Source organism: Burkholderia mycopellens (genome assembly GCF_964265025.1).
Classification (GTDB): Bacteria; Pseudomonadota; Gammaproteobacteria; order Burkholderiales; family Burkholderiaceae; genus Burkholderia.
The window spans coordinates 2,909,624-2,928,709 of the sequence record NZ_OZ183803.1; the positions used below are offsets into that span (position 1 = coordinate 2,909,624).

The following is a 19,086-nucleotide window of genomic DNA, read 5'->3' on the forward strand; positions in this document are numbered from 1 at the left end:
GAGGAAACCGAAACATGAAGTTCAGATTGATGCTGCCCGCCGCCTTGCTCGCCGCCTTCTCGCCCGCCGGGCAGGCACAGGAAAGCGACATCAAGCACACGGGCGCCACGCTTGCGCCGATTCGCGTCACCGCACAGAAGGCGACGCCGCTCACGCAGCCGCTCGACACCGGTAGCCGCCTCGGCTTGACTTCGCTCGAAACGCCCGCGAGCGTCGAGCAGATCGATCGCACGACGCTCGACACCCGCGGCGACGCGTCGATCGTCGACGCGGTGAGCCGCGCCGCCGGCATCAGCGCGTCGCCGCATCCCGGCAACGGCGGCTCGGAGCTCGGCGCGCGCGGCTTCGTCGGCGCGTCGTCGGTCACGCAGCTCTATGACGGCGTGCGCCCGTACGGCGCGATCGGCGTCACGTTTCCGTTCGACACGTGGTCGGTCGACCATATCGACGTGCTGCGCGGCCCGGCGTCGGTGATCTACGGCGAAGGCGCAATCGGCGGTGTCGTCAACATCGTGCCGAAGAAGCCGACACGCGGCGCGATCCAGAACGAGCTCCAGATCGGCGGCGGCACCGAGGGCACGGCGCGAGTCGCGTTCGGCAGCGGCGGCGCGATCAACGACAAGCTGTCATACCGCTTCGACATCAGCGGCAACCGCTCGTCGAACTGGGTGGACCGCGGCGATTCGCGCAACCTGTCGATCTCCGGTGCGCTGCGCTACGACGTGACGTCCGACCTGTACGTGACGGCGTCGTACGCGCAGGGCTTCCAGCATCCGATGCAGTATTTCGGCGCGCCGCTCGTGAACGGCGCGCGCGATCGCGCGCTCGACAAGAAGAACTACAACGTCGGCGACAGCGACATCGCGTTCCGCGACAGCTGGGCGACGGTGTCGGCGAACTGGCAGCCGAGCGACAGCCTGAACGTGACGAGCACGCTGTACCGGATGAAGAGCAACCGCCACTGGAAGGACGCCGAGTACTACACGTACCTGCCGTCGACCGCGCAAGTGCGGCGCAGCAGCTTCACGGAGATCTTCCACGACCAGGAACAGTACGGCAACGTGACGGCGGCCACCGTGACCACCGCGCTGCTCGGCATGCGCAACACGTTCTCGACGGGCTTCGAGTTCAATCACACGACGTTCCAGCACGACAACAACTCGCCGTATTCGGGCACGTCGACGGTCGATCCGTTCAACTTCGATCCGGGCAGTTTCATCAACACGGCCGGCACCTATCCGAAGTACCGCAGCCAGGCGAACCAGTACGCGCTGTTCGCCGAGAACCGGCTGGAAATCACGCCGCGCTGGTCGGTGATCGGCGGGCTGCGCTACGACCACGCGAGCGTGAACCGCGACGATCTCGTGAACGGCGCCGCGTTCACGAAGGTGTTCGCGAACACGGGCTGGCGCATCGGCACCGTGTACGACGTGCAGCCCGGCCTCGCCGTGTACGGCCAGTACTCGGTCGCGGCCGACCCGGTCAGCTCGCTGCTGTCGCTGAACGCGTCGAAAGCGAACTTCACGCTTGCGACCGGCCGGCAGATCGAGATCGGCGTGAAGCAGTCGCTCCTCGGCGGCAAGGCGGAATGGACGCTCGCCGCGTACCGGATCGTGCAGAACAATCTCCTGACGGCCGATCCGCTGAACCCGAACCAGTCGATCCAGGTCGGCCAGCAGTCGTCGCGCGGGCTCGAGGCGACGGTCGGCGCGGAGATCGCGAAGGACTGGCGCGTCGACGCGAACGTGTCGATCCTGCGCGCGAAATACGACGACTTCCAGCAGACGTCCGGCGGCGCGACCATCTCGCGCGCCGGCAACGTGCCGGTGTCGGCGCCGCAGCGGCTCGCGAACCTGTGGGTGAGCTGGCACTTCGCGCCGGACTGGACGGGCATCGCGGGCGTCAAGTACGTCGGCAAGCGCTTCGCCGATACCGCGAACCAGCTCGTGATGCCGTCGTACACCACCGTCGACCTCGGCCTCGCGTGGAAGCCGCGCAAGGACACGACGATCACCGCGCGTGCGTACAACGTGTTCAACCGCCGCTTCGTGCAGTCCGCGTACTACAACGAGACGCAGTACCTGCTCGGCAACGACCGGCGGCTCGAAGTGGTGGCGAACTACCGGTTCTGATGCCGTGCGGTGCGCCGCACCCGCGGCCGCGCGCATGCACGGCCGCGGGTGCGGGCAGTGAGCGTCACTTCACCGTGAACGCGTAGTGCCCCTGCGTGCGGTGGCCGTCGAGCGCGACGGCCACCCATGCGACCGTGTAGACGCCCGGCGCGAGCGGATTCAGCGCGACGGACATGTGCTTGCGGTTCGACGCATCGACCTCGGCCTTGCCGTTCGTGACGGCATGGCCCTGCGCATCGGTCACGGCGATCGAGCTGAACGCGGGCTCGAGCCCGTCGTCGAAATCGATCGCGACTGTCGTCGGCGCGCCGGTCACGGTCTCGCCCGCGGACGGCGCCTGATGCGTCGGGAACGCATGGGCATGCGCGAACTGCGCGCCCGCGAGCAGCAGCGCGGCAGCGGCCGCGCGCAGGGTGGTCAGTCGGTTCATGGCGATTCTCCGTCGATCAGAATAGCGGCTTGCCGAGCGAGCCGGGGAACAGGTCGTCGAAATACAGATGCGCATCGAAGATCACGCCGACGTGATTGCCGCTCGCGCGATTGACCGGAATCTGCGCCTCGACGCCGAACTGCCCGTAGCGATTGAGCCACAGTACTCCCGGATTGATCGTCCCGGTCGTCTGGCCCGAACACGCGCCCGCGGTGCAGGTGCTCATCGGCGCCTCGACGACGAACACCATGTTGCTGAGCGGCTGCGGCAGGCCGAGGTTCTTCACCTGCTGCTGCAGGTACGGGATGCTGTACTGCAGCGTCAGGCCCCAGCCGAGCGCATTCGGCCCCTGGTCGGACGACGCGGTGGTCAGGTTCGGCCCGAGTTCGGCCGTCAGCGCGAGCGGGCGCAGATAGCCGAGCGACGCGGGCAGATCGCCGAAGCCCTTGCCGACGTAGACGGCGGGCGTGAACGTCGAGTACGCGTTCGCGATCGATTTCGCGCCGGTGCCGCCGATCTCGGTTTTCAGGCCGACCGACGCCATGAATTCGTGCCGTGCGTTCGTGTAGGCGAGGTACTTCACGCCGAGCGTCACGTTGTCCCAGCCCTTCGCGGAGCCGCCGTCCGGTGCGTTCTGCGACACGTACTGGCTCGATACGCTGAACGCGAGGTTCTTCGTGATCAGCTTGTCCCACTCGTACGACACGGTATTGACGTTGATGGCGTTGCCGCTGTCGTCGGTGGACTTGATGTGGCCGAACTGCGTGTCGAATTCGTCGCCGACGCCGGGGTCGTCCACGGTCATCGTCGCGGGAAAGACGCGGTCGCCGACCACGGCGTGCGCGTTTGCGAAGGAAGCATGGGAAAGGCCGGCGATGGCGGCCAGCAGCGCGGCACATGCGCGGGGCGCGTGCCGTTCGTTCAAGCGGGGCATGTTGTGGGTTCTCCGGTTGTCGTTCGATGCCGTCGCGCACGTGCGCGACGAACGGCCGCTCGCTCCAGTCGCGAAGCGGCGGCTTGTCAGGCAGAAAAATCAGACGAACTCAGGAGAACGCGGGAGGCGCGCGTGATTGCGCGACGGTATGGACGAGACGCACGCGCGCCGGAATCGATGCCGACACGATCGGCTGCTGCGCATCCGGAAGCGGAACGGCGAACGCGACGGCATGGCCCGGAAGTGCAACGGCGTGGGCAACGAAGCTGCAATAAGGGCAAGCCTGCCAGTGCGCCTTGACGCCATGCGCGGGCTTGCCGTCGTCATGCGCGACCACCGCTTCATCGACGCTCGCCGTGCAATAGACGGCCAGCCCATCGACGAGCCGGTGACGCGACGCCATCATCTGCGAGACCGCAGGGGCGAGCGCCATCATCAGGATTGCGATCAATCCGATCAGGCTGCCGGGCTTGCGGAAACGGGCGACGTGCATGACGCGCGACGAGAATGGAATGCGATGAAGGTGGTGGATTATGCCACGCTGAAATCACGCTCAGGCGCCGGAATAATGCAGTAAACAGGCTCGATATTACGGAAAGCAATCCGAAAGGATCGAGCCTTGAAACGACCCGCCAGGCGGCGGGCCGATCAGCGGCGGGCCGTCGATTCGGCCCCGCGCGCGCACGTCACGCACGCGAGCCCGTTGCGCGCCCCGCCATCCATTTCCGGTAGCGCCGCGTCTGGCACTGCGCGGCCAGTTGCTGCCTGACCAGCGCGCGCAGCGGCGACACCTGCGGGTGCGTGCGGCGGCCTTCGCTGAGGCGCGTGAGTTGGAACTTGACGACGGCCATGTTGGCCAGCGCGCCCAGCGCCTTGTTCTTCCACCGGATCGGTCCCAGCACCGGCGCGCTGTCCTTGCCGGCCCGCCAGTCGCGCGGCAGGTTCGGCTCGATCGACAGCGCGGTCGCGATGCCGACCATCGCCACGCCGCTGTCGACCACCTGCTCGGCAACCACGCGACGCCGGATGCCGCCCGTGACCATCAGTGGCATCCGCGCGACGGCCGTGATGTCGCGTGCGAATTCGAGGAAATACGCTTCACGGGCCAGCGTGCGCCCGTCGCGCGCCTCGCCCTGCATCGCCGGCACTTCATAGCTGCCGCCCGACAGTTCGACGAGATCGACGCCCAGCGGATTCAGCAGTTCGACCACGCGCTTCGCATCGTCCGCGCTGAAGCCGCCGCGCTGGAAATCGGCCGAGTTCAGCTTGACCGCGACCGCGAATTCCGGCGACACCGTCGCGCGCACGTCCCGCACGATATCGAGCAACAGGCGTGCGCGATTCTCGATGCTGCCGCCCCACTGATCCTGCCGGCGGTTCGTCAGCGGCGACAGGAACTGGCTCAGCAGATAGCCGTGTGCCGCGTGAATCTCCACGCCGGTGAAGCCGCTTTGCTCCGCGAGTTGCGCGGCGCGCACGAAGCGCCGCTGCACATCGGCGATATCGGCCTGGGTCATCTCCTTCGGCACCGGGAACCGCTTCGACAGCGCACCGAGCGCGAGCGGCACGGCCGACGGCGCGAGCGTCGTCTGGCCAAGCGCCGCCTGCATCTGGCGCCCCGGGTGATTGATCTGCATCCATACGTGTGCGCCGCCCGAGCGCGCCACCTGCGCCCAGCGGCGGAAGCGGTCGAGATGCGCGTCGCTCTCGAGCACGACGCCGTTCGGCCCCGTCATCGCGCGGCCGTCCACCATCACGTTGCCGGTCAGGATCAGGCCGACCTGGCCATCGGCCCACGCCTGGTACAGGCGCAGCAACGCGTCGGACGGTGCGTGATTCGCATCGGCCATGTTCTCTTCCATCGCGGCCTTGGCCAGACGGTTCGGAATCACCGCCCCGTTGGGCAGTGTCAGCGGTGTAAACAGGTTCATGGAGGACACCCTCGATTGACGATGCCCAACGATAACTTTAAAGTCAACTTTAAGGTCAAGCCCTTTTGGAGCACCGCATGAAAATCGGCGAACTGGCGCGGGCCAGCGGTATCGCGGCATCGCGCATCCGCTTCTACGAAGCGAGCGGCCTGCTCGAACCGGCCCGTCGGCAGGCCAACGGCTATCGGGAATACGGGTCGGAAGCGTTGACGCGTCTCGCGATCATCGACCGTGCGCAGCGCGCGGGCTTTGCGCTCGACGAAATCCGCGCGGTGTTGCCGCCCGATCTCGGCGCGTGGCCACGCGACGAACTGCTGGCCGCGCTGCGGCACAAGGTCGACGAAATCGTGCTGCTCGAACAGCGTCTCGCGCAGAATCGGCAACATCTGGAGGTGCTGATCGAGGAGATCGTGAACAAGCCGGCGGGCGAGGACTGCGCGGGCGCCGCGCAACGGATGCTCGACCGGCTGTGCGCGCAAGCCGACGAACCGCCCGTGTCCGTGCCTGCACCCGCGCCGGTTCCGCGGCCGACGCGCAAGCGCGCATGACTCGTTACACTGCGTCACCTGAAAAACCATCAACCCGCGCTGCGGCGAGACGAGCCGACGCGTGTGCGCCGGCTTGCGCGGCGCGACTTCAAGACCCGATCCGCATGACGATCCCCCGCATCAGAGGATTCCTCGTCGCCGCACTGCTGACGTTCGGCATCGGCAACGCCTGCGCCGCGACGTGCAGCGACATACCTGCGTCGTCCGCATGCGCCGACACCCCCGACCTTCCGGTCGACATCGTCGCACAGCTTCCCGCCGGCTACGCCGCGCTGGACGCCGCGTCGGGGCATCTGACCGACAGCGCCCGCATCGGCTATGTCGTCGTCGCGCATCGGCCCGACGACTCGATGCGCCACGCGTCGCCGCGCCCGCTGATGATCTTCGTGCCAGGCAAGGACGGGCACTACCGGCTCGCGGCGCGCAACGACACCGTGATCATGAAAGCCGACGAAGGCGGGATGGGCGACCCGTATCTCGATGGCGTCGCCGAAAACGCGCTGACGATCGAACCGCGCACCTTCACGGTCGAACAGGGCGTATTCGCGGGGCCGAGCCACTGGCGCGACCGCGTGACGTTTCGCTACGACGCCGCGCATCGCACCTGGGTGTTCCACCGCGAAGTCATGCGGAACTGGCGGCCCAACGACGACCCGAACGGCGATGCGCTGAAGGCCGACCCGGTGCGCGTCACGCGCGCCAATGCGGCGAAAGCCGTCACGTTCGAAGCGTGGCGGCCGAGTGACTGGCGCGAGTCGGCCGAACGGCACGACACCGATCCGGCGTGCGGCAAGCCGCATTGACGACGACGCGGCTGGACGGCTGCACCGGCTGACGATGCGTGCGGGTGCTGCCGTGCCGCGCGAGCGGTGTCTCTGCCGGCACGCGCGTGCGCCGTTCCGCAGCCGTACAGATTCGCTTGCGTCGCAGGTAATCGACGCGCGCCGCCCGCGTCGCGATGATGGCGCCAGCGACGCACGAACCGCATCACGTCGAGGAGCCTGCCATGACCGCCTACGCCTTGCGCTCCATCGGCTCGCCGACGACGAACCCGCCGCCCTGGAACCGCTGCGCGGGATCGTCGTAGTCGGCGGTCGGCGCCGTCACCGGGAACAGCCCGGCGAACTGCTCGGAGCTGTCGCGCGGACGGAAGCCGAGGAAACCGGCCTTCGTGTTGTCCCACCACTTCACCGGGTTGTCCGACGCGCCGTACACGATCGCGTGCCCGACGCGGTTCGTCAGCAGCGAACAGCGCACGAGCTCGATGAAGTCGCGATAGCTGAGGAACGTCACGAGCATGCGCGGATTCTTTGGCACTTCGAACGAAGAGCCGATCCGCAGGCACACGGTTTCGATCCCGAAGCGGTCGAAGTAGTAGCGCGACAGCGATTCGCCAAAGCACTTCGTCACGCCATACAGGCTGTCGGGACGCAGCGGCGAATCGGCGTCGAGCACCTCCGTGACCGGATGGAAGCCGATCGCATGGTTCGAGCTCGCGAACACGACGCGCTTCACGCCATGCTTGCGCGCGGCTTCGTACAGGTTGTACGTGCCGGTGATGTTCGCGCCGACGAGATCGTCGAACGGTGCGTCGACCGAAATGCCGCCGAGGTGGACGATCGCGTCCACGCCGTCGACGAGCTGCATCACCGCGGCCCGGTCGGCCAGGTCGACGACGCGGGTTTCTTCATGCGCAGCCGCGTCGCCGAGCGTCGCGATGTCGCTGACGCGCACGACATCGGCCCAGTCGGCAAGCGCGCTACGCAACTGGCGGCCGAGGTTGCCGGCCGCGCCCGTCAGCAGCAGGCGCCCGAACGGTTTGCGCGTGCCGGTGGATGAGGCGTTCATCGAATCTCCTTGAATCTGACCTGAAATCTGACTGAAGTGGAAAACGTTTTCCAACTATACGCGGGAGCGCCGCTGAACGTCAATGGTCGAACCCGTTGGCAACCATCCGCACTTTCCCGATATCGGCACGTGGCCGCATGCCCCCTTTTTCTGCCACAATCCGGCGTTATCGAACGAAAACGTTACCCTTCCGATGAAAAAAGTTTCCCCGACGATCCGCGATGTGGCGGCGGAAGCCGGCGTGTCGGTCGCGACGGTATCGAAATACGTGAACGGCACGCAGCGCTTCTCGCCGACCGTCGAAGCCCGGCTCAAGGAAGCCATCGACCGGCTCGGCTACCGTTCGAACCCGCTCGCGCGCTCGATGATCACCGGCCGCACGCGCACGATCGGCCTCGTGATCCTCGACATCAGCAACCCGCACTTCACGAACGTGGTGAAGGGTGCGAACCGCGTTGCGCTGCAGCACGACTACACGCTGCTGCTCGTCGATACCGAGGAGAGCCAGGCACGCGAGCGCTCGCTGATCGAGGCGCTCGCGCAGCGCGTCGACGGGCTGATCGTCAGCACGCGGATGCCGGATGAAGAAGCCGGCTGGATGCTCGATCTCAACAAGCCGCTCGTGCTGCTGCGCCGCAGCCCCGGCCTGCCGATTCCGAGCGTCGGCATCGACAACCGGCTGTCGACCTACATGCTCGCGCGTCACCTGCTCAATCTCGGTCACACACGCATCGCGTATCTCGGCTTCGGCACCGCGCGCGTGAACGACGAGCGGATCCAGGGGGCGCGCGACTGTCTCGCGGAAGCCGGGCTCACGCTCGACGTGCACGATGCGCATGCGCCGACCGCCGAGGCCGGCGAGCGGGCGTGCTCGCGCGTGATGCTCGGGCCGCAGCGCCCGCAGGCCGTGATCTGCTACAACGACCTGATCGCGCTCGGCTTCATGAAGGAAGCCGCGTCGCTCGGTTTCCGGCTGCCGCAGGACGTATCGGTCGCGGGCATCGACAACGTGCCGTACGGCGCATACGCGGCGCCCGCGCTGACGACCGTCGACATCCAGAGCGAGAACATGGGCGAACTCGCGATGCAGAAGCTGATCGATGCGCTCGCGGGCCGCACCGATGCGAGCTATTCGACGTTCGAGCCGCGGCTGATCATGCGCGCGTCGACAGCCGCGGCCGGCTGAGTTCCCTGCTTCGCACCTTCAAAAGAAAATGCGCCGCCCTCGGGCGGCGCGTTCGTGTGTCAGCGCTCGATCACGCACTCATGCGTCAAGCTGCGCCGGCTTCATCTTCGGCGTGAGCACGTGCATCACGGCCAGCGCGATCAGGTAGGCCAATGCGCCGACCGCGAACAGCACCCAGTAGTGGCCCGTGCGCTGCAGCACCTGGCCGATCACTTCCGAGAACAGCACGCCGCCGATCGATCCGGCCATCCCGCCGATGCCGACCACCGATGCCACCGCGCGGCGCGGGAACAGGTCGGACGCCGTCGTGAACAGGTTCGCCGACCAGCCCTGGTGCGCAGCGGCGGCCAGGCCGACGATCAGCACCGCGACCCACAGGCTCTGCACCTGCGACACGAACGCGATCGGCAGCACGCAGCATGCGCAGATCAGCATCGCCGTCTTGCGCGCGCGGTTCACGCTCCAGCCCGCGCGCAGCAGCATCGACGACAGCCAGCCGCCGCCGATGCTGCCGACCGTCGTCAGCGCATAGATGCAGACGAGCGGCAGGCCGATGTGCTGCATGTCCATCCCGCGCGATTCGTTGAGCCACTTCGGCAGCCAGAACAGGTAGAACCACCACACCGGGTCGGTCAGGAACTTGCCGATCAGGAACGCCCACGTCTCGCGCTTGCGGATCAGTTCGCCCCAGCGCGGCGCACCGGCATTCGCGTTCGCGGCGTCGAGCGCTTCGGCTTCGTCGCGCGGCTCGTCGTACTCCGCGGCCAGCGCGCGCGTATCGGCCTGGCGATAGAACACGAGCCACACCGCGAGCCACACGAGGCCGATCGCGCCGATGATCACGAACGCCGCGCGCCAGCCGTAGGCCACCGCGATCGCCGGGATGATCGCCGGCGCGAACACCGCGCCGATGTTCGCGCCCGAGTTGAAGATGCCGGTGGCGAGCGCGCGTTCGCGGCGCGGGAACCATTCGGCCGTCGTCTTGATCGCGGCCGGGAAGTTGCCGCCCTCGCCGACGCCGAGCAGCGCGCGCACGAACGCGAAGCCCATCACCGAGCCGACCGCCGCGTGCAGCATCGCGGCGATGCTCCACACCAGCATCGCCAGCGCATACGAGATCCGCGTGCCGAGCCGGTCGACGATGCGCCCGAAGCCGAGCAGGCCGAGTGCGTAGAACGCGGAAAACGCCATCACGATGCGGCCGTACTGCACCTGGCTCCAGCCGATGTCGTGCTGGAGCATCGGCGCGAGCAGGCCGAGGATCTGCCGATCCATGTAGTTGATGACGGTCGCGAAAAACAGCAGCGCACAGACGGTCCAGCGGTAGCGGCTGGCGACGGCGCGCACCGTGCCGACGACGGCAGATTGCATGATTGTCTCCGATGCGCGGCCGCGCCCGTCGCGCCGCACGATGTTCGTTGTCCGGCGACCGGCGCCGGGGCGGACGGCGGCGCGCTGTCGCGCATGGCCGATTCCGCCGATCAATCAGGAAAACGTTTTTTAAAGGATAGGGCGTGTGCCGGCGCCCTGTCAGTCGGGGATTTCGATGAGTCATCTCAAATTCGTCGCGGCAAAAGAGACAACTGTTTCGCAACGTGGCATTAACCGTTTTTCCCGGATTTTCCCGACGGGTGCGCGCGGGGACGGCGGTCGATACACATGTCCGATTCCAGCCAGAATCGGGGGCCGGGATGGTTTACAGTCGCCTCATGCGCCTCGATCCCGACACCTGCTATCACGCCCTGCTTTCGCGGGATCGCCGCTTCGACGGCTGGTTCTTCGTCGGCGTGGCGACGACGGGCGTGTATTGCCGACCGGTCTGCCCGGTGAAGCCGCCGAAAGCGCTGAACTGCAGCTACTACCCGACCGCCGCGGCTGCCGAGAAAGCCGGCTTCCGACCCTGCCTGCGCTGCCGCCCCGAGCTCGCGCCCGGCCACGGGCTGCTCGACCTGTCCGGCAATCTCGCCGACGCGGCCGCCACGCTGATCGAGGAGGGTTTCCTGAACGCGCATTCCGTCGAGGCGCTCGCGCAGCGCGTGGGCGTGACGGAACGCCACCTGCGCCGGATCTTCGGGGCGCAGTTCGGCGTATCGCCGATCGAATTCGCGCAGACGCACCGGCTGCTGATGGCTAAGCGCCTGCTGACCGATACCGCGCTGCCGGTGGCCATCGTAGCGTCGACGGCCGGGTTCGGCAGCGTGCGGCGTCTCAACGACCTGTTCCTGCAGCGCTACGGCCTCAATCCGCTGCGGCTGCGCAAAGGGGCGCGCGCGTCGGCCGATGGCGACATGACGTTCCCGCTGCCGTATCGCCCGCCGTTCGCGTGGGCCGACTTGATGCGCTTTCTCGCGCAGCGGCAGATCGCCGGTGTCGAGCGGATCGATGCGCAGGGTTATGCGCGCGTCGTGGAATGGCCAAGCCGGGACGGCAACAGCAACGGCGGTAACGCGCGCGTCGCCGGTTGGCTGTCCGTCGCGCATGTGCCGCAGCGCTTCGCGCTGGCCGTCACCGTGTCGCCCGCGCTGACGCCGGTCGTGCCGGCCGTGCTCGCGCGTGTGCGGCGGTTGTTCGATCTCGACAGCCGCCCCGACGTGATCGACGCGCATCTCGGCGAACTCGCGAGCGGCTCGCCGGGCCTGCGCGTACCGGGCGCGTTCGACGGCGTCGAGATCGCACTCCGTGCGATCGCGGGCGAACGGCTTGCGGCAGCGCATGCCGGCACGCCGGTGCTGACACGCATCGCCCAACATTTCGGCACATCGGTGGACGGCGCGCCGCCGGGCCTCACGCACGCGCTGCCATCCGCCGCGACGCTGGCCGCGCTGCCGCCTTCCGCGCTTGCAACGATCGGCATCGCGCGCGACGCCGCACAGGCGATCGTGTCGCTCGCCCGCGCCGTCGACGACGGCACGCTCTCGCTCGAACCGATGGCGCCGCTCGATACGACGCTCGACGCATTGCGCGCGCTGCCCGGCTTCGACGAACACGCGGTGCAGTACGTCGCGATGCGCGCGATGGCGTGGCCGAATGCGTTCCCGGCCGACGATGCGTGGCTTCCCGCCCGCACCGAACGCGCCCGTGTGCCATCATCCGCGCCGCATGCGGCGCGCTGGGCGCCGTGGCGCGCGTATGCCGCACTGCACGTGTGGCGCCTTCATGGAGATGTGTTGCGATGACTCCCGCTCACCTGATTCCGAGCCCGCTGGGCGACATCGCCGTGCGCATCGAGGACGATGCGCTGACCGGCCTCTACTTCGTCGGCCAGAAATACTTCCCGCCGGTTGCGATCGTGACCGAAGCGGACGCGGCCGCGAGGTCGCCGCTTGCGCGCAAGGTCGCGGAAGAAGTCGCCGAGTACTTCGCCGGCATGCGCGAAACGTTCTCGGTGCCGATTCACTTGCGCGGCACCGCGTTTCAGCGACGGGTATGGAAGGCATTGCTCGCCATTCCGTTCGGCGAACTCGTGACGTACGGCGACATCACCGAACGCGTCGGGTTGCCGATGAGCGGCGCGCGCGCCGTGGGCGGTGCGGTCGGCCGTAACCCGGTGTCGATCATGGTGCCGTGCCATCGCGTGGTCGGCGCGTCGGGCAGCCTGACCGGTTATGCCGGCGGCATCGACCGCAAGCGCGCGCTGCTGTCGCTCGAAGGCGCGGGGTTCGAGCGCGGCGCCCACCATCCGGTGCAGCAGGCGCTCGCGTTCTGAGTCGCGATACGCGGCCGCGTCAAGCGTTCAGCACAGGCCGGCGCGCTTCACGCTTCGCATATGCGCCGGGCGTCACCTGGAATTTCGCCTGGAACAGCGCGATGAACGACGACGTCGAGTCGTAACCCAGTTGCGCGGCCACCGAGCCGATCGGCTCGCCCGCGTCGAGCAGCGGCAGCGACGCCAGCAGCCGCACCGCCTGCCGCCATTCGGTAAACGACAGCCCCGTGTCCTGCCGGAACAGCCGCGACAGCGTGCGTCGCGTCGCGCCGACCTGATGGCCCCATTCGTCGAGATTGCGCGTATCGCCCGGATACGCATGCAGCGCACGCGCGATTTTCAGCAGACGCGGATCGCGCGGCAGCGGCACCGTCAGCGGCGCCTGCCGCATGCGTGCGATCCGGTCGGCGATCAGGCAGACGAGCGCACCGTCCGGCCCCGCCTCGTCGTAGTTCACCGGCAATTCAGCCGTGGCGAGCACCAGCTCGCGCAGCAGCGGCGTCATGCAGAGGATCGCGCAATCGTCGTGCACGTCGTCGCGCGCGATCGCGGCATCGAGATACAGGCTGTGGAACGCGACGCCATCGCGCGTCGACACCGCATGCGGCACGTGCGGCGGAATCCACATCGCATAGTGCGGCGGCAGCAGGTGCCGGCCCGACGGCGTCGCGACCTCGAGCACACCGCTCATCGCATACATCAGCTGCGCCCACGGATGACTGTGCGCGTCGATGCTCACATTGCCGGGAATCCCGAACGCACGCACGTACAACGGCCTCGGCAGGCGCGCCATCGGCGGCACCGCGTAAGGGTCACCCGATTGTCCCGCCAGCAACATAAGACGTCCTCCGAAGGTCATTGCACGAACGAGCGCGATGCTACCGTGGCGGCTCTTCCTTCACACGGCTTCCACCCATGAGCGCTCACACCCGCACCACCCGCAAGACCGTCACCGCGATCCGTTCGACCAAGGGCATCGGCAGCCTCGTGTCGCTGACCGCGTATTCCGCGCCGATGGCAAAGCTGGTCGACGAGGTAGCCGACGTGATCATCGTCGGCGACTCCGTCGGCATGGTGCTGTACGGGATGCCCGATACGCTGCGCGTCACGCTCGACATGATGATTGCACACGGTGCGGCCGTCGTGCGCGGCGCCGCGCAGGCGTGCGTCGTCGTCGACCTGCCGTTCTCGACGTATCAGGAATCGCCCGCGCAAGCGTATCGCTCCGCCGCGCGCCTGCTCGCCGAAACCGGCGCGCAGGCCGTGAAGCTCGAAGGCGGCGCCGAGATGGCCGACACGATCCGCTTCCTGACCGAGCGCGGCATCCCGGTGATGGCGCACGTCGGCCTCATGCCGCAGCAGGCCAACGCGACCGGTGGCTTCCGCGCGCAGGGGATGGACCCGCGTTCGGCCGCGCACGTATTCGACGCGGCCTGCTCCGCGGAACGGGCAGGCGCGTTCTGCGTCGTCATCGAAGGCACCGCCGAAGCGCTTGCGCGCCACCTGACGGAAACGCTGACGATCCCGACGATCGGCATCGGCGCATCGCCCGCATGCGACGGGCAGGTGCTGGTGACCGAGGACATGATCGGCGCATTCGATGCGTACACGCCGCGCTTCGTGAAGCGTTATGCCGATGCGAATGCGGTGACGCGCGATGCGATCCGCCAGTACGCGCACGACGTGCGCCAGCGTGCGTTCCCGGAACCCGCGCATTGCTTCGGATACGGCAAGCCGCTGCAACTGGCGGACGCGGCCGACGCGGCTGCGTGATGACACGACGGGCACGACAGGCACGACGGGCACTACGCGCGCTTGCGCATCGCATGCGTGACCCGCGCATTCGCTTCGAATTTCGCGCGATGTGTCGAGAAGAACGTCCGCACGTTGCGGACGTTCGATGCGCCGGTGAACAGCCTTCGCGCGAATTCGTCGTATTCGGCGACATCGGCCAGATCGGCCACCACGACGAAATCGGGCCCCGGCGACACGCGGTAGCACTGCGTGACGGCCGGCTCCGCGCAGACGTACGCTTCGAACGCGTCGTAGTCTTCCGCAGTCTGCCGGTCGAGACTGATCTCGATCAGCGCGGTGACGGCCGTGCCGATCGCCACCGGATCGAGCACCGCAACCTGCCGGCGGATCACGCCGGCTTCCGTCAGCCGACGCACGCGGCGCATGCAGGTGGGCGGCGACGACAGTGCGCGCTCGGCCAGTTGCAGGTTCGACACCGACGCGTCGTCCTGCAGGATCGCGAGGATGCGCAGGTCGAGATCGTCGAGGGTGATGCCGGCCATCGGCGGCTCCTTCCAGTCAGGGAATGAAATTTAATTTCAACATGATAGCCGATCTGCTATTTGTTTCATCTGTTCGTGTATTTTGAAATTTAATTCCATTTAGCTCGCCCTACCATCGCTCTCACTGATCCAGACAGGACATTTAGGGAGCGCGATATGTGTGGAATTGTCGGGGCGGTCGCCCAGCGGGACATCCTGCCGAACCTGGTCGACGGCCTGAAGCGGCTCGAATACCGCGGCTACGATTCGTGCGGCGTCGTGGTGTACCGCGACCGGGCGCTGGCGCGCGCCCGCAGCGTCGACCGCGTGGCCAACCTGCAGCGCGAGATCGCCGAACATGCGCTGTCGGGCTACACCGGCATCGCGCATACACGCTGGGCCACGCATGGCGCGCCCGTCACGCTCAACGCGCACCCGCACTTCTCGCCGAGCGACGCCAATGCGCGCATCGCGCTGTCGCATAACGGGATCATCGAGAACTGCGATCAACTGCGCGCCGAACTGCAGGCGCATGGCTATGTGTTCGCGAGCCAGACCGACAGCGAGGCGATCGCGCACCTGATCGATCATCTGTACGACGGCGATCTGTTCGATGCGGTACGGCGTGCGGTCGCGCGACTGCGCGGCAGCTATGCGATCGCGGTGATGTGCCGCGACGAGCCGCACCGGATCGTCGGCGCGCGCGACGGGATGCCGCTCGTCGTCGGCGTCGGTGAAGGCGAGAATTTTCTGGCATCGGATGCGATTGCGTTGTCGGGGATCACGGATCGCATCGCTTACCTCGAGAACGGTGATGTTGCCGATATTCAGCTTCATCGCTACTGGATCGTCGATGCAGCCGGCCAGCGCGTCGAGCGCACGGTGCAGCGGGTCGCCGCGCATAGCGGCGCGGCCGATCTCGGATCGTATCGCTACTACATGCAGAAGGAGATCTTCGAGCAGCCGCAGGCGGTGGCCGATACGTTGCTCGATGTGTCTTCGATCATGCCGGAGTTGTTCGGTGACGGCGCGTGGCGGGTTTTCAATGACGTCGATTCGGTGTTGTTGCTCGCGTGCGGCGGTAGCTATCACGCGGCGCTCACGGCGAAGTACTGGATCGAGAGCATCGCGAAGCTGCCGGCCAGCGTGGAAATTGCGAGCGAGTTTCGGTATCGCGACAGCGTGCCGAATCCGCGCACGCTGGTTGTCGCGGTGTCGCAAAGCGGCGAGACGGCCGATGTGCTGGGTGCCGTGCATGTCGCCAAGCGCATTGGAATGATGCACACGCTCGCGATCTGCAACGTCGCGACGAGTGCGTTGATGCGGGAATGTGCGCTGCAGTTCGTCACGCGTGCGGGCGTCGAGATCGGGGTGGCTTCGACGAAGGCGTTCACGACGCAGCTCGTTGCGTTGTTCCTGCTGACGCTGTCGCTTGCGCAGGTGCGCGGGCGGTTAAGCGACGACGAGGAGAAGGCGCATCTGCGTGCGCTGCGGCACCTACCCGATGCGATGTCGAAAGTGCTCGCGCTGGAACCGCAGATCATGGCTTGGTCGGAACTGCTCGCAAGACGCGACAACATGCTGTTTCTCGGGCGGGGGATGCATTTTCCGATCGCGCTCGAGGGCGCGCTGAAGATGAAGGAGATTTCTTATATTCATGCGGAGGCTTATCCGGCGGGCGAACTCAAGCATGGGCCGCTGGCGCTGGTGAGTAACGAGATGCCGGTGATTGCCGTTGCGCCTAATGACATGCTGCTCGAAAAGCTCCGGTCGAACATGCATGAGGTCAGCGCGCGGAATGGACGGCTTTTTGTCTTTGCGGATGTGGACTGCGGGCTGGTGCCGAGCGACGGGATCGAGGTGATTCGGCTCAATGAATACTACGGGCCGCTTTCGCCGATTCTGCATACGGTGCCGATGCAATTGCTTGCGTATCACGCGGCGCTGGCAAGGGGGACGGATATTGATAAGCCTAGGAATCTGGCTAAGTCGGTGACGGTGGAGTGAGGTATATAGGTCGATGGACCGGCCTGGCAACTTCGAATAGATTCACTTAACGCGACGCGCGAAGTTTCACTTAACGCCCCTTGAAAATCCAACAAACGACCGCCCGGCGGGGCTTAAGTGAAACTGTTCCAACTGCATTTCGGCACAGCCAAAGCGGGGTGCTTCGGGAAAAAGGGGCCCCGCCGTGCCCTGCATTCAGTCCCCTTGCCATTCCTGACCGAGGACTAGCCCGTCAGCACTTGAATCAATCGAACCATTCCGCAGGAATCTGTCGCGACGGATGATTCCCTGGAAACCAGTCGTGCCGCCTGGACATCGCGAACATCGATTGGCGTTACGGTTACGGATTCGGTAACTGGCTAACTTCGAACGTGTATGCAGTTCCGTCTGGACGTACAGCGATTGTTTCCGGGTGCCCAATTTTTGTCGTGACGTCAATGTCTTTTGACCAACTCCCATCTCGGGAAGTACCCCAAATTCGCCCTTCAATCCGAACGGTCCCGGCATCAGAGGTCTCAGAGACGGTCAGGGAAACCGCTTCGCCAGTGGTGACCCCGCTGTCCTTGTTGTAGTGAGAGAATCGCCCCGGTACACCAGCTTGACTCACAATCGGATATCCGAACTCCAACTCACCGTTGCTGCTTCGAGCAGAAACAAACGTCGCGTATTGGTGAAGTTTGAATGTCTCGACCCAAACCCCGTGCGAACAAGTCAACATTGGCTCTACAACTACGGACGTCGTTTCTCCCCAGTTTGAGCATGCTCCCCCCGCCAGCGGAGGCTGCGAAGCAATGGACATCTCGCAGAAAAATGTTGAAGCGGCAATCAAACAGGTGAGACACCCTCGACTCAATGCACTCATATCGAACCCTTTCGAGCGAATCATTTAGAAAAATTTCATGTCCTTCGACGCGACGTGGCTTGGTAGCGTTAACGGCAGCACGGCACTTGCCTTTAGCGCGCATCGCGGCAAGGAAACAAGGTTACCGCCTCTCGGATGCGTCACCACGGAAGCTTCGGATGTCTGGCTTGAGCACTGCAGCATAAGCCATGAGAGAGACGGGAGTTCACCTGGACAAGAGAATTCCTCATCGATACCTGTTCGTAGGACTTTCCCTTGTTCGTCTTGTGGCGTATGAACATTGACGGCGATAATGAATGCAACGAATGGACAGGGAGAGTCTCATGTCGCATCCCACGCCGGAACAACTAAATCATGTATGCGGGCAGAGAGTCCTCGGTTACATCAATGGCAGGACGTTAGAGCTTGCTTTGCAAAGCGTATCCCTGCCGCGCGCGTTCAAGAGCTTTACAAAAACTCAATGGGTTCAAGTTTGCCCGATTTGTCACAAGGGGGTGCTTCGCTCTTCATTGCATCCCTGGCCCTACCGTTGTGGTGAAGGCGTTATGCGCACCATAGATGACTTCGACGAACAATCTGGAGTCTACACAACTGAGGTGCACGAATTTGCGTTCTTTCCCCACTCGCGGAACGCTCTCTCGAGTGCCATTGGTCAGCAAAAGCGTGATTCGAAAACGCTAGATACGGAAGCACGAGGCAAGGCGCTACTGCGTGCGATAAAGGCCGGCCAAGCCAGCCCGGCGGATTTCCTCAGTTTCAGTGAGGCGGTCCATCAATGGGGCCGAGGCAAACGAGTTTGGGGAAATTTGAAGCGTTTCAACGGCGACGCGCTTGAGGGCATGATGGCGGCGTGGCTTTCTAAGGTGCCCAATCTCGATATCGCGGACGCCGTAGAGGTTGGAATCACCATCAAAGGTTTGGACGTCTCGTTCGTCAGCAAACACCTGCGCATGCTGGAACCGGAGCGTTTCTGCGTCCTCGATGAGGTGCTTAGTCTAGGTCTCGGGTACGCGCTGAATCCTCGTGGGTACAAGTTGTTCGTAAACCAATTGCGAGCGTATCAACTCGAGCACCGCCCGGATGAAACAATCGCATACGTGGAGGCAGGGTTCTTCTTGCTGGTCAGGCAGGGCGTGAGGGCGGTTCGTTAGCGGGAGGACAAGTCGCGTGAGGGTCTGCCGCTGGCTGATAGTCTGTAAGCACCCGATCAGCACCGTAGCGCATGT

Annotated in this window: 17 protein-coding genes; 9 read left to right on the plus strand and 8 right to left on the minus strand. The window is 65.6% G+C overall.

All coding sequences use genetic code 11. From position 1 onward, the window contains the following. The first annotated feature begins 14 nt into the window (after positions 1 to 14). Positions 15 to 2,132: a TonB-dependent receptor gene (locus ACPTTC_RS31240; RefSeq protein ID WP_423395275.1), complete on the plus strand. Its 2,118-nt coding sequence runs from the start codon at positions 15 to 17 to the stop codon at positions 2,130 to 2,132. 64 nt (positions 2,133 to 2,196) lie between these two features. Here the strand turns inward: ACPTTC_RS31240 and ACPTTC_RS31245 are convergent, their stop codons facing one another. The 4 genes from ACPTTC_RS31245 to ACPTTC_RS31260 all read right to left on the minus strand — a co-directional run bounded on the left by ACPTTC_RS31245 (position 2,197) and on the right by ACPTTC_RS31260 (position 5,427). Next, the gene (locus ACPTTC_RS31245) at positions 2,197 to 2,562 is read right to left on the minus strand and encodes a copper resistance CopC family protein (protein WP_423395276.1); all 366 of its coding nucleotides are present in this window, start codon (positions 2,560 to 2,562) and stop codon (positions 2,197 to 2,199) included. A gap of 16 nt (positions 2,563 to 2,578) precedes the next feature. Then, positions 2,579 to 3,496 (minus strand): hypothetical protein, encoded by a 918-nt coding sequence (locus ACPTTC_RS31250; RefSeq protein ID WP_423395277.1) that lies wholly within the window; start codon positions 3,494 to 3,496, stop codon positions 2,579 to 2,581. Between the two features lie 109 nt (positions 3,497 to 3,605). Then, positions 3,606 to 3,989: a DUF2946 domain-containing protein gene (locus ACPTTC_RS31255; RefSeq protein WP_423395278.1), complete on the minus strand. Its 384-nt coding sequence runs from the start codon at positions 3,987 to 3,989 to the stop codon at positions 3,606 to 3,608. Between the two features lie 193 nt (positions 3,990 to 4,182). Continuing rightward, positions 4,183 to 5,427: an NADH:flavin oxidoreductase/NADH oxidase family protein gene (locus ACPTTC_RS31260; protein WP_423395279.1), complete on the minus strand. Its 1,245-nt coding sequence runs from the start codon at positions 5,425 to 5,427 to the stop codon at positions 4,183 to 4,185. A 77-nt stretch (positions 5,428 to 5,504) separates the two neighbouring features. Here ACPTTC_RS31260 and ACPTTC_RS31265 point away from each other — a divergent pair, with 77 nt between their 5' ends. Both ACPTTC_RS31265 and ACPTTC_RS31270 read left to right on the plus strand, forming a co-directional pair. Beyond that, positions 5,505 to 5,975: a MerR family transcriptional regulator gene (locus ACPTTC_RS31265; protein ID WP_423395280.1), complete on the plus strand. Its 471-nt coding sequence runs from the start codon at positions 5,505 to 5,507 to the stop codon at positions 5,973 to 5,975. A 104-nt stretch (positions 5,976 to 6,079) separates the two neighbouring features. After that, the gene (locus tag ACPTTC_RS31270) at positions 6,080 to 6,778 is read left to right on the plus strand and encodes a hypothetical protein (RefSeq protein ID WP_423395281.1); all 699 of its coding nucleotides are present in this window, start codon (positions 6,080 to 6,082) and stop codon (positions 6,776 to 6,778) included. Between the two features lie 211 nt (positions 6,779 to 6,989). On the opposite strand, the gene ACPTTC_RS31275 is transcribed toward ACPTTC_RS31270, so the two are convergent. Beyond that, the gene (locus tag ACPTTC_RS31275) at positions 6,990 to 7,823 is read right to left on the minus strand and encodes an NAD-dependent epimerase/dehydratase family protein (RefSeq protein WP_423395282.1); all 834 of its coding nucleotides are present in this window, start codon (positions 7,821 to 7,823) and stop codon (positions 6,990 to 6,992) included. Between the two features lie 82 nt (positions 7,824 to 7,905). Between ACPTTC_RS31275 and ACPTTC_RS31280 the strand changes: the two genes are divergently transcribed. Continuing rightward, a complete protein-coding gene (locus ACPTTC_RS31280; protein ID WP_423395283.1) occupies positions 7,906 to 9,009 on the plus strand; it encodes a LacI family DNA-binding transcriptional regulator in 1,104 nt (367 codons plus the stop codon). A 78-nt stretch (positions 9,010 to 9,087) separates the two neighbouring features. On the opposite strand, the gene ACPTTC_RS31285 is transcribed toward ACPTTC_RS31280, so the two are convergent. Continuing rightward, positions 9,088 to 10,380: an MFS transporter gene (locus tag ACPTTC_RS31285; protein ID WP_423395284.1), complete on the minus strand. Its 1,293-nt coding sequence runs from the start codon at positions 10,378 to 10,380 to the stop codon at positions 9,088 to 9,090. Positions 10,381 to 10,700: 320 nt separating this feature from the next. Between ACPTTC_RS31285 and ACPTTC_RS31290 the strand changes: the two genes are divergently transcribed. Together ACPTTC_RS31290 and ACPTTC_RS31295 are read left to right on the plus strand one after the other, a co-directional pair. Then, positions 10,701 to 12,185, plus strand: coding sequence for a bifunctional transcriptional activator/DNA repair enzyme AdaA (locus tag ACPTTC_RS31290; RefSeq protein WP_423395285.1), 1,485 nt, complete (start codon positions 10,701 to 10,703; stop codon positions 12,183 to 12,185). Then, positions 12,182 to 12,715, plus strand: a complete 534-nt coding sequence (locus tag ACPTTC_RS31295; RefSeq protein WP_175965560.1) for a methylated-DNA--[protein]-cysteine S-methyltransferase — start codon at positions 12,182 to 12,184, stop codon at positions 12,713 to 12,715. The genes ACPTTC_RS31290 and ACPTTC_RS31295 overlap by 4 nt, the downstream gene beginning before the upstream one ends. Before the next feature lie 19 nt (positions 12,716 to 12,734). Here the strand turns inward: ACPTTC_RS31295 and ACPTTC_RS31300 are convergent, their stop codons facing one another. Beyond that, positions 12,735 to 13,553 (minus strand): AraC family transcriptional regulator, encoded by an 819-nt coding sequence (locus ACPTTC_RS31300; RefSeq protein WP_175965559.1) that lies wholly within the window; start codon positions 13,551 to 13,553, stop codon positions 12,735 to 12,737. A gap of 77 nt (positions 13,554 to 13,630) precedes the next feature. Between ACPTTC_RS31300 and panB the strand changes: the two genes are divergently transcribed. Further along, positions 13,631 to 14,488, plus strand: coding sequence for a 3-methyl-2-oxobutanoate hydroxymethyltransferase (gene panB / locus ACPTTC_RS31305; protein ID WP_423395286.1), 858 nt, complete (start codon positions 13,631 to 13,633; stop codon positions 14,486 to 14,488). Positions 14,489 to 14,520: 32 nt separating this feature from the next. On the opposite strand, the gene ACPTTC_RS31310 is transcribed toward panB, so the two are convergent. Further along, positions 14,521 to 15,012, minus strand: coding sequence for an Lrp/AsnC family transcriptional regulator (locus tag ACPTTC_RS31310; protein ID WP_021160045.1), 492 nt, complete (start codon positions 15,010 to 15,012; stop codon positions 14,521 to 14,523). 156 nt (positions 15,013 to 15,168) lie between these two features. Between ACPTTC_RS31310 and glmS the strand changes: the two genes are divergently transcribed. Continuing rightward, positions 15,169 to 16,998, plus strand: a complete 1,830-nt coding sequence (glmS, locus tag ACPTTC_RS31315; protein WP_423395287.1) for a glutamine--fructose-6-phosphate transaminase (isomerizing) — start codon at positions 15,169 to 15,171, stop codon at positions 16,996 to 16,998. A 1,185-nt stretch (positions 16,999 to 18,183) separates the two neighbouring features. Then, complete coding sequence (locus ACPTTC_RS31320; protein WP_423395288.1) at positions 18,184 to 19,011, plus strand: hypothetical protein; 828 nt, start codon at positions 18,184 to 18,186, stop codon at positions 19,009 to 19,011. Positions 19,012 to 19,086 lie beyond the last annotated feature (75 nt).